This is a genomic window from Actinomadura graeca, from assembly GCF_019175365.1.
Classification (GTDB): domain Bacteria; phylum Actinomycetota; class Actinomycetes; order Streptosporangiales; family Streptosporangiaceae; genus Spirillospora; species Spirillospora graeca.
This window is the reverse complement of record NZ_CP059572.1, coordinates 4,122,661-4,137,780: the sequence shown is the minus strand read 5'-3', so window position 1 is coordinate 4,137,780 and position 15,120 is coordinate 4,122,661. Positions and strand designations below refer to the sequence as shown.

Below are 15,120 nucleotides of genomic sequence, written 5' to 3'. Positions count from 1 at the left end.
CACCTCGGGAAGGACGTGTGGTGACCAGAGCACCGATCCGCGCACGGACCGGCCAAGGCGGCGTCGGCGCCGCCCCCGGCGAGCCGCCGCCCGGCCCGGTCTCCAGCACGGGGGCGGCTCCCGGGAACAGGACCGGCACCCCCTCCGGTGACGGCTCCGACAGTGGCTGCAACAGAGGCTCCGACGGTGGTTCCGACGGCGGCTCCGACGCCGTGCTGGCCGGTCTGCTGGCGCGGGCCGCCGAGCTGCGCCCGCTGCTGCGCGCCGAGCAGCAGGCCACCGAGGACCGCGGGACCTACTCGCCCGAGACGCACGACGCGTTCTGGGAGGCGGGCTTCTACCGGATGCTCCAGCCCCGCCGGTTCGGCGGCCTGGAGCTCGGCGTCCCCGCGTTCTACCGGCTGATCGCCGAGGTGGCGCGCGGATGCCCGTCGACCGCGTGGTGCCTGTGCCTCGGCGCCGGCCACGCCCTCCAGGTCGGCTCCTACTTCTCCGAGCGCGCCCAGCGGGAGATCTTCGGCCTGCACGGCCAGCTCGTGAGCCCCGCCAGCGGCAACGGGCAGAACACCGTGATCGAGCGCGTGCCGGGCGGCTACAAGGTCTCCGGCAAGTGGCGGTACTGCTCGGGCGTCCCGTACTCCACCCACTTCATGGGGTTCGGCACCTTTCCCGGCGTCGAGCCGGACGCGCCCGACCGCTTCTGCTGGTTCGTGGTGCCCGGCGGCGACTACACGATCCTGGACGACTGGGGCGGCATCATCGGCATGAAGGGCAGCGGCTCCAACAGCGTCGTCCTGGACGGTGCCTTCGTCCCCGACCACTTCGCCGTGGACTGCACGTGGTTCGACGAGTCCGCCGGGCCCACCGCGGGCTCGGAACTCCACGGCAACCCCGTCTACGGCGGCACCTTCGAAGGGTTCGCCGAGGGCGAGATCGCCGCGATCACGGCGGGCACCGCGATGGCCGCCGTCGACGAGTACGTCCGGATCATCACCACCTCGACCGTCCCGCACCACGCCGAGACCGTCCTGCGCGCGGAGCACCCCGACTACCAGCGCTGGCTCGGGATGGGGCTGGCCTGGGCCGACGCCGCCGCGGCGATCTCGGTCCGGGGCGGCCAGCTGTACGAGGAGTACGCGCGCCTCTCGGTCGAGGGAAGCGACCCCTTCAGCCGCGACAAGGGCGCCCGCCTCAACGACATGTACTTCGCCTCCGAGCAGCTCGCCTACGACGCGGTCGGGCTCCTCCTCCGCAACTCCAGCTCCAGCGCCGCCGCCGACGGCCAGGCGATGCAGCGCTACTTCCGCGACATGGTCGCCACCTGCACGCGCGCCGACCAGCTGGAGCGGATGGCCGCCGCCGCTGCCGGCGCCTACCTCCGCTCCCTCGCCGCGACCTGATCAGATCAGCCTCTCCCCACCCCGGAGGTCCTCATGAACGACCGGCTCGCGGGCCAGGACGGCCTGGGACGCCGCGACCTGCTGCGTACGATCGGCCTCGGCGGCGCGGCGATGACCGCGGCACCGCTGCTGGCCGCCTGCTCGGGGGGCTCCACGGCGTCCTCGGCACGCCCGACCGGGAAACCCGTCCGGGGCGGGCGGCTCCGGCTCGGCTTCTCCGGCGGCGGCGCCTCGTCCGGCACCGACGCCCACGTCCAGCTCGACACCATGTCGGGGGTCGTCGCCGCGGCGATCTACGAGGGGATCACCTTCGTCGACCCGGACTTCAAGCTGGCCAGGCAGCTCGCCGAGAGCATCGAGCACAACGCCGAGGGCGACCAATGGACGATCCGGGTCAAGCAGGGCGTGGAGTTCCACAACGGCAAGACGCTCACCGCCGAGGACGTCATCCACAGCTTCGAGCGGATGCTGGACCACAAGACGCACGCCACGGGCGCGGGCCAGATCGGCATGATCGCGTCGATGCGGGCGATGGACGAGCGGACCGTCCGGTTCGCCCTGGCCCGTCCCACCGCCTGGTTCGACCAGGCCATCGGCGACGGCCAGGCGTTCGGCATCGTCCCGGTCGGCTACGACCCGAAGAAGCCGGTCGGGACGGGCCCGTTCAAATGCACCGGCTTCACCGCCGGCGTCAACGCGACGTTCGAACGCCACCCCAACTACCACGGGGACGCGGCCTTCCTCGACGGTGTCACCGCGACGCTCCTGGGCAGCGACAGCGCCCGGTACAACGCGCTGGTCTCCGGGCAGATGGACGCGGTCATCGGGCTGACCGCCGCGCAGATCGCCCAGGCCAAGGGCCGCTCCGACCTCGTCGTCTTCAACTCCGAGGCCGGGTTCTTCTACCCGATCACCATGCGGGTCGACTCCGGGGCCCTCGCGGACGTGCGGCTCCGCCAGGCCCTGCGGCTCTGCCTCGACCGCAAGCGGGTCGTCCTCTCCGCGTACGGCGGATACGCCCAGGCCGGTAACGACCTCTACGGCCGCTACGACCCGGACCTGGCCACCGACCTGGTCCGCGCCAACGACCTGGCCAAGGCCAGGGCGCTGGTGCGGGAGGCGGGCAAGCAGGGCGCGACCCTCACCCTCAACACCGCCGACCTCGGCCCGGGCCTCATCGCCACCTGCCAGGTCCTCGCCGAGAACGCCGCCAGGATCGGGCTGAACGTCAAGGTCAACGTGCTCGACTCCGCGACCCTGTTCGGCCCCAACTACCTCCAGTGGGACTTCGCGGTCGACACCTATCCCGCGAGCGCCATCCTCACCACCTCGTCGCTGAACGACGGCCCGCGGGCCAGCATCAACGAAAGCCACTTCAAGGACCCCGAGTACGCCGCCCTCTGGGAGAAGGCGTCGGCCGAGTTCGACGCGGCCAAGCGCAAGGAGCACCTGCACGAGATGCAGCGGATCCTCTTCGAGCGGGGCGGCTGGATCATCCCCGTCTTCCCGAACACGCTCGGCGCCTACAACAAGAAGGTCGCGGGCTTCCCCGAGAAGGACCTGACCGGCTTCGGGATGACCCGCCTCCTCGGCAAGGTCGGTTTCACCGCTTGACCGGGGACGCGCCGCCGGCTCCGAGGACCCCCACCCGTACCCGCCGATCCCGGGCACCGATCACCAGACAGGAGTCTCCATGTCCGTCATGGTCACCATCACCTTCCCCATGTCCTCCGACGAGGCCGACCGGATCGCCGCCGAGAACCCCCACCTGCTCGGAGCCATCCGCCCGCTCCTGGAGAAGCACGGCGGCCGGTTCCTGTTCCGCCTGCTCGGGGACGGCGAGTTCACCGACTACGACGAGTACCCCAGCCGCGAGGCGTACGCGGCCTTCAAGGCCGAGGCGCAGCCCGCGATCGACGCGTTCGAGGCGGCGCTCGGCGTCGCGTCCGCAGACGAGGTCCGGGACGTCGTGCGGCTCGGCTGACCGCCGCGGCGCCGACCCGAGAAGGAGGGCAGCATGAGCGACGAGACGGTGGCCGACGTGGCGCGCACCCCCGCCACGGCCGGCCCGCCCGCCACCCGGCCCCGATGGCGCGGCCGGCACCTGTGGCTGTTGCGGCGGCTCGTCTTCGGGGTGCTCACCCTGGCCGCCGTCTCCATGGTCGTCTTCCTGGCGACCACCCTGCTGCCGGGCGACGCGGCCCGGGCCGTCCTCGGCCCGACCGCGTCCCCGGCGCAGGTGGCGGCGCTGCGCGGGGAACTCGGCCTGGACGAGCCGGTCGTCACGCAGTACCTGCACTGGACGGGCCGGCTCATCAGCCTCGACCTCGGCCGGTCCCTCGCGGCGGGCGAACCGGTCTCCACGACCGTCGGATGGCGGGCGGGGAACTCGCTGACGCTGCTCGCGGTGTCGGCGCTGGTGTCGGTGCCGCTGTCGGTCGCGGTGGGCGCGGCGGCGGCGCTGCGTCCGAGGGGCGTCCTCGACGGCATCGTCAACGCCGTGTCGGTGACCCTCGCGGGGCTGCCCGAGTTCGTCACCGCGCTGGTGCTGGTCATGCTGTTCTCCACCACCGTCCTCCCGGTGCTGCCGGCCGTGTCGCTCGTCGAACCCGGCAGCACCGCCCTGGCCGTACCGGAGGTGTTGGTGCTGCCCGTCGCGACGCTGACCCTGGCCGTTGTGCCCTACCTGGCGCGCCTCGTCCGCGCGTCGCTCATCGAGGCGCTCGACTCCGACTACGTCATGATGGCCCGGCTCAAGGGGCTCAGCCCGCGCGTGGTCCTGCTCAGGCACGCGCTGCGCAACGGCCTCGTCCCCGCCATCCAGGGCACCGCCCTCTCCCTCGCCTACCTGCTCGGCGGTGTCGTGATCGTGGAGTACGTCTTCCAGTACCCGGGCCTCGGCAGCCAGCTCCAGACCGCCGTCAACCAGCGTGACCTGCCGGTCATCCAGGCGATCGTGCTGCTGTTCGCCGCCTGCTACGTGCTGTTCAACCTCATCGCCGACGTGCTGACCGCCTACTTCACCCCGAGACTGAGGACGCGATGACCCCGCGGGCAACGGACCCCGCGTCCGTCTCCACGACCGCATCCACCTCCACGACCGCATCCGGGCCCCGGCGGCGGCCCGCCAAGCGGCGGCGCCTCCTGGCCTCCACGCGGGTCCGGGTGGGCCTGGCGCTCACCCTCTTCATCGTGGTGCTCGCGTTCGCGGGACCTTTCGTGGCGCCGCACAGCCCGAGCGAGTTCGTGGGCGCCCCCTTCGCCGGGCCGTCCGGCGCGGCCCCGCTCGGCACCGACCAGCTCGGCCGCGACGTCCTCTCGCGGGTGCTGGGCGGCGGCAGGCTGCTGGTCTGGATGTCGCTCGCGTCCGCGGCGCTCGGCATGCTGCTGGGGGCCGGCGCCGGCCTGGTCGCCGGATACGCCGGCGGCTGGCTCGACGAGCTGATCATGCGGATCGGGGACGTCGTGCTGGCCCTGCCGGTCATCGTCTTCGCGATGCTGTTCGTGTCGCTGCTCGGGATGCGGCTGTGGCTGCTCGTGCTGCTCATCGGCATCGCGCACGCCCCGCAGGTCGCGCGGGTCACCCGCGGCGTCACCGCCGAGGTCGCGCGGCGCGAGTTCGTCGGCTCCGCGGAGGCGCTCGGGATGCCGCGGCGCCGGATCCTGCTCGGCGAGATCCTGCCGAACGTGTTCACCCCGCTGACCGTGGAGTTCGGGCTCCGCGTCGTCTGGTCGATCGCCGCGGTCGCCGGGCTCAGCGTGCTCGGCGCGGGCATCCGGCCGCCCACCGCCGACTGGGGGCTGATGATCAACGAGGGGCGGGACGGCATGGCCGCGCAGCCACCGGCCGTCATCGTCCCGGTGCTGTGCATCGCGATCTTCGCCTTCGGCGTCAACCTGGTCGCGGAGGGCATGTCCCGCTCGGTGGCGGGCCTGGACCGCGAGAACGGAGCGTGACCGGCCCATGACCATCGACGAGGGGATCGCCGCGGTCCGCGGCCTGCGGGTGGAGGTCTCCGCCGGCCACGACATCGTGGACGAGGTCACGCTCGCGCTCCGCCCGGGGGAGATCGTCGGACTGGTCGGCGAGTCCGGCTCCGGGAAGACGACCGTCGGCATGGCGCTGCTCGCCTACGCCCGGCGCGGCGCGCGGATCGCCGGCGGGAGCGTCGAGGTGACGGGCACCGACCTGCTGGCGCTAGGCGACCAGGGGCGCCGGGCGCTGCGCGGCCGGACCGTCGCCTACGTCCCCCAGGATCCCGCCGCCGCGCTCAACCCCGCGCTGAGCGTGGCGCGCCAGCTCGGCGAGGTCGTCGAGGCGCACGAGCCCGCGACGTCCAGGGCGGAGATCCGCTCCCGGATCCGGGCCGTGCTGGAGGAGGTCGGCCTGCCGTCCGACGCCGGGTTCCAGGCCCGCTACCCGCACCAGCTCTCGGGCGGGCAGCAGCAGCGCGTCGGCATCGCCATGGCGCTGATCCTCACCCCGGCCGTGCTCGTCCTCGACGAGCCGACCACCGGCCTGGACGTGACGACGGAGACCCGCGTCCTCGCCATCGTCCGGCGGCTGTGCGACGCGCACTCGATCGCCGCGCTCTACGTCACCCATGACCTGTCGCTGGTCGCCGGCATCGCCGACCGAGTGCTGGTCATGTACGCGGGGCGGATCGTCGAGGCCGGCCCGGTCCGCGAGGTGTTCGCCGATCCGGCCCACCCCTACACGCAGGCGCTGCTGGGCTCGGTGCCCGACGTCCGCGTCCGCACCGTCCTCGCCACCATTCCGGGCGACACCGCGCCGCCGGGACGCCGGCCCGGCGGCTGCCCGTTCCATCCCCGCTGCCCGATCGCCGTCGACGCCTGCGCCTCGGGCGGGCCGCCCGAGGCGGTGCCCGTCGGCGGCCGGGAGGTCCGCTGCACCCGCGTCAGGGAACGCAAGCAGGTCGCCGAGCGGGTCGTCCAGGAGATCCCGCCTCCGCCGGAGGGCCCGGTGGTGCTGCGGGTCACGGACCTGCGGGCGGGCTACCGGCGCCGGCAGGTGCTCTTCGACGTCTCCTTCGAGCTGCGGGAGGCCGAGTGCCTGGCCGTCGTGGGGGAGTCGGGTTCGGGCAAGAGCACGCTGTCCCGCTGCCTGATCGGGCTGCATCCCGAGCACCGGGGGGAGATCCTCCTGCACGGCGCCCCGCTCGCGTCCCGTGCCAGGTCACGCCCCGCCGGCACCCGCCGCACGATGCAGTACATCTTCCAGAGCCCCTTCAACTCGCTCAACCCGCGCCGCACCGTGGGCGAGATCCTCGCGGTGACGCACCGGATGTTCCACCGCGACGACCGCGCCGCGGTCACCGCCGCCGTCGAGCGGGCCCTGGAGCGCGTCGGCCTGTCCGGGGCCACGATGAACCACTACCCGGACGAGCTGTCGGGCGGCGAGCGACAGCGGGTCTCCATCGCCCGCGCGCTGGTCTGCCGTCCCGAGGTCCTGATCTGCGACGAGGTGACCTCCGCCCTCGACGTCTCCGTCCAGGCCGCGATCCTGGAACTGCTGCGCGGCCTCCAGCGCGACGAGGGCCTGGCCATGCTGTTCGTGACGCACAACCTCGCCGTCGTGCGCAACACCGCCGACCGCGTCCTGGTCCTCAAGGACGGCCGCGTGGTCGAACTGGACACCGTCACCAACGTGCTCGACCACCCCTCGCACCCCTACACCCGGGAGCTGGTCCAGGGCACGCGCTCGATCGACCCGTCCTAGACAGTGATCACAGTCCCGGCCCGCGGGTGGTGAAACCCCCTCGCCTATCTCTTGGTGGGGAGACGGCGATGTCTCCTCGGATCATCGGACGGCCGGTCCAAGGGGACCGGCCGTGATCAAGAGGTGGCCGAATTGACTCGCATGACGCTCGGGTTCTCTTCCGGGTCCGTGGGACGTACCGCGTCCCGGATGGCGGCCGTCGCCGGTACGGCCGCGCTGGCCGTCGCCGGGGCGGGCGCCGCGACGGCGGTGCACGCGGCGGCGCACGCGGCGGCGCCGCACTACACGCTGACGGTCGGCCCGGCCGAGGCGCAGCGCTACACCGGCATCAACGACCGGGGCGACATCATCGGCGTCGGACGGCAGCCCGGCGCGCAGAACGGGCAGGCGTTCGTCATCAAGGCCGGGACCAGCACGCCGCAGTTCCTGTCCACGCCGGACGATCCCGGCAACACCCACCAGTTCACCGAACCCCTCGCGATCAATGACAACGGCGTCACCGTCGGGGACGTTTACCTGACCCCCACGAGCGGCCCCGTCCTCAACGTCCACCGCCCCACGCGCTGGGACGGGCCGGGCGCGACCGGCGTGGACCTCGGCATCGATCCGAACAAATCGTTCTACGACGTGCGGGCCACCGGCATCAACGGGAGCGGCCTGATCGTCGGCAAGACCCTCCAGGCCGACGGCCACACCAGCGCCTGGACGGTGAGCGGGTCCACGATCACCAGGCTTCCGCCGCTGCCCGGCGGCACCGAGGGCCGCGCGAACGCGGTCAACGACAAAGGGGTGATCGTGGGATCGGCCATCGCCGCGGGCAACGCCACCATCCCCGCCGTCGAATGGATGGACGGCCGGATCAGGTCGCTGGGGATCCTGCCAGGCGGCACCTACGCCGAGGCCAGGGCCGTCAACTCCTCCGGCGTGGCGGCGGGCCAGTCCACCGTCACGACCGGCAAGGAGAACGGCACCTCCCACGCCGTCGTGTTCCGCGACGGCACGGTGACCGACCTCAACGTCCCCGGCACGGGACGCGGCGACACCGTCGCCAACGCCATCAACGACAGTGGGACGATCGTCGGGCAGGCCGTCGCCACCGGGTTCGTCTACCAGAACGGGGTCGCCACCGACCTCAGCACGCTCATCCCCGCGGACAGCGGCTACCACATCCTCACCGCGCACGGCATCAACGACGACGGCCGGATCGTCGCCACCGCCACCAAGACCGCCAACGGCAGCGGCACCCGCTACCCCGTCCTGCTCACCCCCACCGGGTAGCGGGTGCTCCAAGCCGGGCCCGGCGCTGCGGGCCCGGTCCGCCGCGGTCCCCGGCGCGCGCCCGCGGTTCCGGTGCGGCATTACAGTGGGCCGGTGACCTCGCTGCCGGAAGACCCGTCCCCGCTGGTCGGCGACGAGGACCGCGACGCGGCCGCGCAACGCCTCCAGGACGCCTTCACCGAAGGGCGCATCTCGCACGAGGAGATGGACGGGCGCCTCCACCAGGTGCTCACCGCAAGGACGCAGGGTGATCTGGCATCGGCCCTGACCTCCCTCCCGGAGGAGCAGCCGGACGGCCCGTCCACGATCGCCGCCGCCAGCGGACGGATCCGGCGGCGCGGCGCGTGGCGGGTGCCCAGGAACCTCGTCGTCGAATCCGCGATGGGAAGGGTGGAGCTGGACCTGTCGCGCGCGGTCATCGAGCATCAGGTGATCGACATCGAGCTGAGGCTCGGCACCGGCAAGGCCAGGATCACGGTGCCGCGCGACGCGGTCGTCGATATCGACGGCCTGCACACCGTGTGGAAGGCCCCCCTCTACAAGGTCCCGCGGCGTCCCCGCTCCGGCGGGCCGAGGATCCGGATCTCCGGAGCCATGGGCTTCGGACGGCTGAAAATCCGCCACGCACGCCGCTGAAGGCCCCCTCACCGCACACATCACCGCCGACCGGCTGCGGCATCGAGAACTCGCAGTGCGTCGCCTTCTCCATATCGGCCGCGGTCCTCCGCACCACCATGACGAACGGCGACCGCGTGAGATCACCTCACGATGGCGGGCACAACCGGTCCAATGCCGCCTGGCTCTCCTCGTCCGCGGCACGGTAGATCACCAGCCGCAGATTCGGATCCTGAAGCGGCATGAGGGTCTCGAAGTCCACCGCGACCACGCCGACCTCCGGATGCCGCATCACCTTGCGCCCGCGTCCGTTGACCCGGACATCCCCTTCGGCCCACAATCGCGCGAATTCCTCGTCACCAGCGGTGAATTCGGCGATGAGGTCGGTCAGCGCCTGATCCTCCGGATGCGCCGCCCACGCGGCGCGCAGGTGGGCGATCCCCTCCCGCACCACGCGTTCGCGGTCGACATAGAATTCCCGCGTCTCCGGATGCATCAGGCACAGCCACATCGAATTGCGCTGAGACGGCGGCAGGGTGTCGAAATCGAGGAGCAGCCGCGCGATCTCGTCGTTCCAGGCCAGGATGTCGTACCGGTGGTTCAGCAGCATGGCCGGCAGCGGCGACAGGTCGGCGACCAGCCGCGCCAGCGGCGGCGCCACGGTGGTGGCGGGCTTGTCGGCATTGCGGGGACGGTGCCGGGCCAGGTCGAACAAATAGGCGCGTTCGTCGGGGGCCAGGCGCAGCGCCCGCGACAACGCCTCCACCACGTCCGCCGAGGGCCGCAGCCCGCGCCCCTGTTCCAGCCGCACGACATAGTCGGTGCTGACCCCGGCCAGTTCGGCGACCTCTTCACGGCGTAATCCCGGGGTCCGCCGGGACCGCCGACGCGCCGGCAGTCCGAAATCGTCCGGGTCCAGGCGTTCGCGCCGGGTCCGCAGAAACGCGGCCAGCTCCTGTGTCGTGTCCACCGTGCGGATCACGTGATCGAGCCTACGCGAGGGTGGGACTGGCTTTCCCAGGAATTCCTCTCCCTTACCCGCGGCCCGCGGCGGTCACAGACTGGCCCCGACAACGGATCTCAAGCACAGGAGGCCACGATGTCGCTCACCCTCGACACTTATCGGCTGCTGGGCCGTTCCGGACTGCGGGTATCGCCGCTGGCACTGGGCGCGGCGACCTTCGGCACCGAATGGGGCTGGGGCACCGACCAGGACGAGTCGCGCAAGCTTTTCGACCTCTACGTCGGACGCGGTGGCAACTTCATCGACACCGCCAGCACCTACACCAATGGCACGTCAGAGACCTTGCTTGGTGAATTCACCCGCGACAACCGCGAAAGTTTGGTGCTGGCGACGAAATATTCGACGCTGCGCCGCCCCGGCGACCCGAATTCCTGGGGCAATCACCGCAAGACCATGTTCGCGTCGGTGGAGACGAGCCTGCGGCGGCTGGACACCGACTACATCGACCTGCTCTATCTGCACGTGTGGGACTTCCTGACGCCGGTCGATGAGATCCTGCGCGCCATGGACGACCTCGTCCGGCAGGGCAAGGTCCTGTACGTGGGGGTCTCCAACATCCCGGCCTGGCAGGTGTCCCGTATGCAGGCGATCGCCGACCTGCGCGGCTGGTCGCCGCTGGTAGCGCTCCAGATCGAACACAACCTTGTCGAGCGCACCGGGGAGCGCGACCTGATCCCCATGGCACGTGAAATGGGCCTGGGCGTGATCCCCTATTCCCCCTTGGGCGGCGGAGTGCTCACCGGCAGGTACAACCGCGACGACCTGGTCGAGTCGAACGCCCGAACCGAAGACGGCACCCGCAAAAGCTTCAACTACGACTTGGGCAAGCTCACCGAACACAACCTCGCCATCGCCGACGTCGTGAAGGAGGTCGCCAAGGAACTGGGCCACACCCCCGCCCAGGTCGGGCTGGCCTGGACCCTCCAAAGCCCGGGCGTGACGGCACCCATCATCGGCGCACGCACCCTCACGCAACTGGAAGACAACCTAGGAGCCCTGGACATCACCTTCACCGACTCCCAACTGGCCCGCCTCGACGAGGCCAGCGCGATCGACCTCGGCTCCCCTCACGAAGTGCTCGCCAGCGAGGTGATCCGCAACGCGACCAGAGCCGACCAAAAGATCGAAGCCCGAACCTGAACTCCGAGATGTCAGACGCCCCGGTCCGTACGGCTCCGGGGCGTCTGCACTGTTGAGAGCGGTGGGCAAGGTCAACCGCCGACATTCACGTCAATACAACGCCTCTGAGCTCTCCAGATGCACCCACTGACCTCCACCTAGCCCAAAACCGCCGCTTGTCCGCTGTGCGTCGGTTACGCTCAGAAGGACCTCAGCCTAGGCCACTCACTATCGACGGGAATGCCACGCCGTCTTCGGAAGGCTGCACCATGCGCCGTACCAAGCTACTCCTCTGGCTTCCCTTCCTGCTTGGGGCGGTCATCAACTTCTTCGCCCTGGTGATTGCTGGGTTCCTCTCCAACACGGCGACCGGTTTGGTGACCATTGTGTGGTGGCTCTGGCTGTTTCTCGTCCTAGTGTCTGTAGTGCTTCTCAGTTGCTGGGTGGCCTATTGGCGAAGACTGCCGGACTGACGCTGAAAACCTGAGCAATCGCCGCTCGGACGGTGAAACCAGGCCAGCCGTCCGCCGCCGGTCGCCACCACCGAAGGCTGCGCAGAGCAACCAGACCGAGACGGGGCCGCGATTGCTGCGGCCCCACCCCAGCCTGGGAGCTTGAAAACGACGACGAGCCGGTGGCCTCTGATCAGTGGCCGATGGCTGCGAGGACGTCGTTGGCGATGGCCTCGTCGATTCTGCCGTCGGGCGCGCCACCGACACCGATACCGGCGATGGGGAAGCCCTTGTACTTCACGGGAACCCCGCCGGGCAGGACGAGGGTGCCGGGAATCTGCTTGATCGTTTCGTTTCCGGCCAGGGCGCTCGTGGGCTGCCCGAAGGCAACGGCGGTGTAAGCCTTGCGCTTGGCGGACTTGAAGGTCTGCGGGCCTGCCTCACGGGTGCGGATCACGAGCCGGATGGTGCCGGATCGTTCCATGATGACCATCGTCACCCGCTGGTTCCCGTGCCGTCGCGCCGAGCGAACCAGCGCCTCGGACGCCCTGACGAGCGCGCTGTTGGTCAGGACACGCTCCGGCGCCGTGGCCGGCCCGCCGTGCCCGCCGTCCCCTCCGCGAACCGTGATGACGGCGGACGGCGTCGCGGCGGACGCCGTCCCCGCCACACCGAACGCCCCGGCCGCGACGGTGCCCAGCACAACGGCGCCGCCCATGAAATGCCTGATCGACATGACTCTCCCCGGTCCTCTGACAAGCGATTACATAGAGTAATCATTCAGATTTGCAAGGTAATAGAGCCGGCCTCCAGGGACAACCTGCCGTGCCCAGGGCGCTGAGCAACTCTCGGACAACGAATCACCATGGGTTCACAAGGCGGCGCTCTTGGCAAACCTCAGTCGACCTTCCCGCAAGGGTTCACTGCCCAGGCGCCAGAACCGGGCTGTTGTGATATGCGGCGATGAGCCACTGACCGTCCCGCTTCTCGAAGACCCAGGTCGCGTTCACCTTGCGCCGATCGTCCGGCTCTCCGGTCTCCCCGGCGAACAGGATGCCGGATTCGCTGATGACGATCGCGGCGTCCCTGCCGACGAAACGGAGGCTGAGCTGCTTGTTGAAGGTGGAGCTGCCCTTGAGCGGCCCCGCGAAGCCCAGGGCCATGTTCTCGCGGATCACATCACGGCCGTCGCGGAGCGAGCCGGTCATGATGGCGGTCGCGTCCGCGGTGTAGTCGGCGACCATGCCGTCGGCGTCCCCGGCCTCCCACGCCTTGTAGGAATCAGCCAGCACGGCCCGGATAGCGGCCTCGTCTTCCACACGACTTCCTGACATCGGAGTCTCCATTGTGATCGGCTCGCCCGCCTGTTCCGGCGAGCTCGTCACTACATACCGACGACGAGACCCGAACTCATCGCAGCGCCCGAGAACTTCTCCCAGATCCTCAGACGACCAGCTCGCCGCCATCCCGCACACGGGCCTGACCGGGTCGCCACCGCGCCCACCAGAGCCCCGCCGACCACTGCCTCGACGGGCCCGCTCTGCGATCCCGCCACCCCCAAATGACGAATTCCCGCTCGATCAACATGATCGAACGGGATCTCGTCAACGCTCTCAGTCGATCTCGAGAGCGGCTCTGGGAGTGGGTTGGAGGGTGTCGATCATCATCATCGCGCGGACGGCCGAACTCAGCCTGACCGGGCGTCCACCCGGGGCCGCGAGGATCGCCGACCCGGCACGGGCGCACGGACCGTCCCCCGCCGCTCCGGCTGATGAGCGGGGAGGGCGCCGTGTCACCACCTGACTGGCCCGCCGCGGAGTCATCGTTAGGGGAACCCGCCGATGGAACGGGCGGTGATGTCTCCGAGTGCCGTGTTGTTGGCGATGGTGTAATCGTCGCCGGTGCAGAAGAAGTTGGACTTCAGGCGCAGGATGACGCCTGTCCGGTTGTACGCCGACCGCATGACGGGATACCCGAACAAGCTGTTGCAGTCTCCCGGGGGGACTGCGGTGAACTGATAGCGGATGAGGCCGCCGAAGTTCGTCTGGGACCACATGCACAGGAGCCCCGGATCGCATTCGGCACCGGCGGGGACCGCCGGTTTCTGCGGAGCCGGGCCCGCTGCACTTGCCGCGGGAGCGGACAGGAGCCCGCCCAGCACCGCGGCACCAAGGACCGCGACCTGAATGGTCCTCGCGATCCCCTTTCGCTTCACCATAGTGATTCTCCGTTCGTGGTGTTGCTCACGCCCTTTCTGATTAAAGGATGCAGGCCGCTGCTGGGACTGCCGTATCGTGAGGACGCACAGGTGTTTAGTCTGCGTGCACTGTCGTGTGCTGCCGGCGGAACTCGCGCGGCGAAAGGCCGTAGGCGCCGCGGAACGCCTGACTGAAATGAGCGGGGCTGGTGAACCCCCACCGGGCCGCGATCGCATGGATCGGACGAGCGGCCAGCCGAGCGTCCGCCAGGTCGCGCCGGCACTGCTCCAGGCGACGCTCGCGGACCCAGCCCGCAACAGTGTGCCCGTCCTGCTGGAACAGTTTGTGCAGGTAGCGCAGGGAGATGTGGTGGGCCGTGGCGATCGTGTCCGGCGTCAGTTGCGCATCGCCCAGGTTTTCCCGGATGAAGGCGCGGATTTGGGCCATCAAGGCCCGCCGCCTGGTGTGGGGCGGCACCGTGCTCTGCGTGTCCAGCGCATCGGACAGGGCCGTGGTCAGCACCTCAAGCGCAAGGGTGGACAGCCGGGCAGTGTCGGCCGGGCTGAGTTCATGCATGTGCCGGGCAAGCTGAAGCAGGAACTTGGACGACAGTGCACCGACGCCTCGGGTGCCCGGTATGCGCACGGCGCTCAGACGCGGCAGTTCCCGGGGTGGTAATGACAGCAGCGAACGAGGAAACCGCAGGAGCAGCAACTGCTGGCTCAGAGGAGCATCCGGGGCGAACTCGGCCACATAAGGACGCGAGGTGTCATACAGAATCAGATCCCCGACCGTGAAACTCGTAGAGCGGCCGTCCTGCGTGATCCTGCCGTCCCCACGCACAAGGCAGCCCAGCTTGAACACGTCGGGATCGGCCTGGCGTATGAGCTTGGGCGTCCGGTGGACCGAGTGCGGCATCGTGGTAATCAAAGTCGCTTGCACGGGACCGAACTCGCTGATACCGACACGAGCCCGGAAGCCGCTCTCCAACTCCGGGTCGCAGCGAAGCTCATAGGGCACCCAGAGCTTAGAGTTCACCTCACGCCAGAAGCCGAACCGCTCTTCCGCCAAGACCTCCGCGGTACTGATCACGTCCATGATCCACACACTATTGTCGCCACGCACACTAGATCAATATCCCCGGACAATCCGCCGACCCACCCACACCGCACCCGTTGCGACCTGGCTAACTCACCGGAATGAGGTACCGATACCGCGTCGGGGTAACCATGCCCGATCGTCGCAGTGAACCCCACAAGCTGTTTGCTCACCGCGCACCCCAACAGCCGCGAAC

At 70.0% G+C, this 15,120-nt stretch carries 15 protein-coding genes; 10 read left to right on the top strand and 5 right to left on the bottom strand.

The annotated features are described in order from the left end of the window. Positions 1-20 precede the first annotated feature (20 nt). The 8 genes from AGRA3207_RS18155 (at position 21) to AGRA3207_RS18120 (ending at position 9,054) form a co-directional block, all read left to right on the top strand. A complete protein-coding gene (locus AGRA3207_RS18155; protein ID WP_231335871.1) occupies positions 21-1,400 on the top strand; it encodes an acyl-CoA dehydrogenase family protein in 1,380 nt (459 codons plus the stop codon). 33 nt (positions 1,401-1,433) lie between these two features. Next, positions 1,434-3,014 carry an ABC transporter substrate-binding protein gene (locus tag AGRA3207_RS18150; RefSeq protein WP_231335870.1) on the top strand — a complete coding sequence of 527 codons (1,581 nt, stop codon included), beginning with the start codon at positions 1,434-1,436 and terminating at the stop codon, positions 3,012-3,014. A 79-nt stretch (positions 3,015-3,093) separates the two neighbouring features. After that, positions 3,094-3,384 carry a hypothetical protein gene (locus AGRA3207_RS18145; RefSeq protein ID WP_231335869.1) on the top strand — a complete coding sequence of 97 codons (291 nt, stop codon included), beginning with the start codon at positions 3,094-3,096 and terminating at the stop codon, positions 3,382-3,384. Positions 3,385-3,417: 33 nt separating this feature from the next. Beyond that, a complete protein-coding gene (locus AGRA3207_RS18140) occupies positions 3,418-4,446 on the top strand; it encodes an ABC transporter permease (RefSeq protein WP_231335868.1) in 1,029 nt (342 codons plus the stop codon). After that, on the top strand, positions 4,443-5,357 hold the full coding sequence (locus tag AGRA3207_RS18135; RefSeq protein ID WP_231335866.1) for an ABC transporter permease: 915 nt from the start codon (positions 4,443-4,445) through the stop codon (positions 5,355-5,357). Before AGRA3207_RS18140 ends, AGRA3207_RS18135 begins: the two co-directional genes overlap by 4 nt. A gap of 7 nt (positions 5,358-5,364) precedes the next feature. Beyond that, a complete protein-coding gene (locus AGRA3207_RS18130; protein ID WP_231335865.1) occupies positions 5,365-7,140 on the top strand; it encodes an ABC transporter ATP-binding protein in 1,776 nt (591 codons plus the stop codon). A gap of 168 nt (positions 7,141-7,308) precedes the next feature. After that, positions 7,309-8,418, top strand: a complete 1,110-nt coding sequence (locus AGRA3207_RS18125) for a hypothetical protein (protein ID WP_231335864.1) — start codon at positions 7,309-7,311, stop codon at positions 8,416-8,418. A 93-nt stretch (positions 8,419-8,511) separates the two neighbouring features. Then, positions 8,512-9,054, top strand: coding sequence for a DUF1707 SHOCT-like domain-containing protein (locus AGRA3207_RS18120; protein ID WP_231335863.1), 543 nt, complete (start codon positions 8,512-8,514; stop codon positions 9,052-9,054). 127 nt (positions 9,055-9,181) lie between these two features. Here AGRA3207_RS18120 and AGRA3207_RS18115 read toward each other — a convergent pair whose 3' ends face one another. Next, a complete protein-coding gene (locus AGRA3207_RS18115; RefSeq protein WP_231335862.1) occupies positions 9,182-10,015 on the bottom strand; it encodes a helix-turn-helix transcriptional regulator in 834 nt (277 codons plus the stop codon). 117 nt (positions 10,016-10,132) lie between these two features. Here AGRA3207_RS18115 and AGRA3207_RS18110 point away from each other — a divergent pair, with 117 nt between their 5' ends. Further along, positions 10,133-11,197 (top strand): aldo/keto reductase, encoded by a 1,065-nt coding sequence (locus AGRA3207_RS18110; protein WP_231335861.1) that lies wholly within the window; start codon positions 10,133-10,135, stop codon positions 11,195-11,197. Positions 11,198-11,445: 248 nt separating this feature from the next. Next, entirely contained in the window at positions 11,446-11,649 is a 204-nt protein-coding gene (locus AGRA3207_RS18105) for a hypothetical protein (RefSeq protein ID WP_231335859.1), read from the top strand. Between the two features lie 172 nt (positions 11,650-11,821). Here AGRA3207_RS18105 and AGRA3207_RS18100 read toward each other — a convergent pair whose 3' ends face one another. The 4 genes from AGRA3207_RS18100 to AGRA3207_RS18085 all read right to left on the bottom strand — a co-directional run bounded on the left by AGRA3207_RS18100 (position 11,822) and on the right by AGRA3207_RS18085 (position 14,924). Beyond that, complete coding sequence (locus AGRA3207_RS18100) at positions 11,822-12,364, bottom strand: GlcG/HbpS family heme-binding protein (RefSeq protein ID WP_231335858.1); 543 nt, start codon at positions 12,362-12,364, stop codon at positions 11,822-11,824. Positions 12,365-12,548: 184 nt separating this feature from the next. Continuing rightward, positions 12,549-12,962: an SgcJ/EcaC family oxidoreductase gene (locus AGRA3207_RS18095; protein ID WP_231335857.1), complete on the bottom strand. Its 414-nt coding sequence runs from the start codon at positions 12,960-12,962 to the stop codon at positions 12,549-12,551. Between the two features lie 491 nt (positions 12,963-13,453). Next, positions 13,454-13,846 (bottom strand): peptidase inhibitor family I36 protein, encoded by a 393-nt coding sequence (locus tag AGRA3207_RS18090; protein WP_231335856.1) that lies wholly within the window; start codon positions 13,844-13,846, stop codon positions 13,454-13,456. A 94-nt stretch (positions 13,847-13,940) separates the two neighbouring features. Continuing rightward, positions 13,941-14,924, bottom strand: a complete 984-nt coding sequence (locus tag AGRA3207_RS18085; RefSeq protein ID WP_231335855.1) for an AraC-like ligand-binding domain-containing protein — start codon at positions 14,922-14,924, stop codon at positions 13,941-13,943. Between the last annotated feature and the right edge of the window lie 196 nt (positions 14,925-15,120).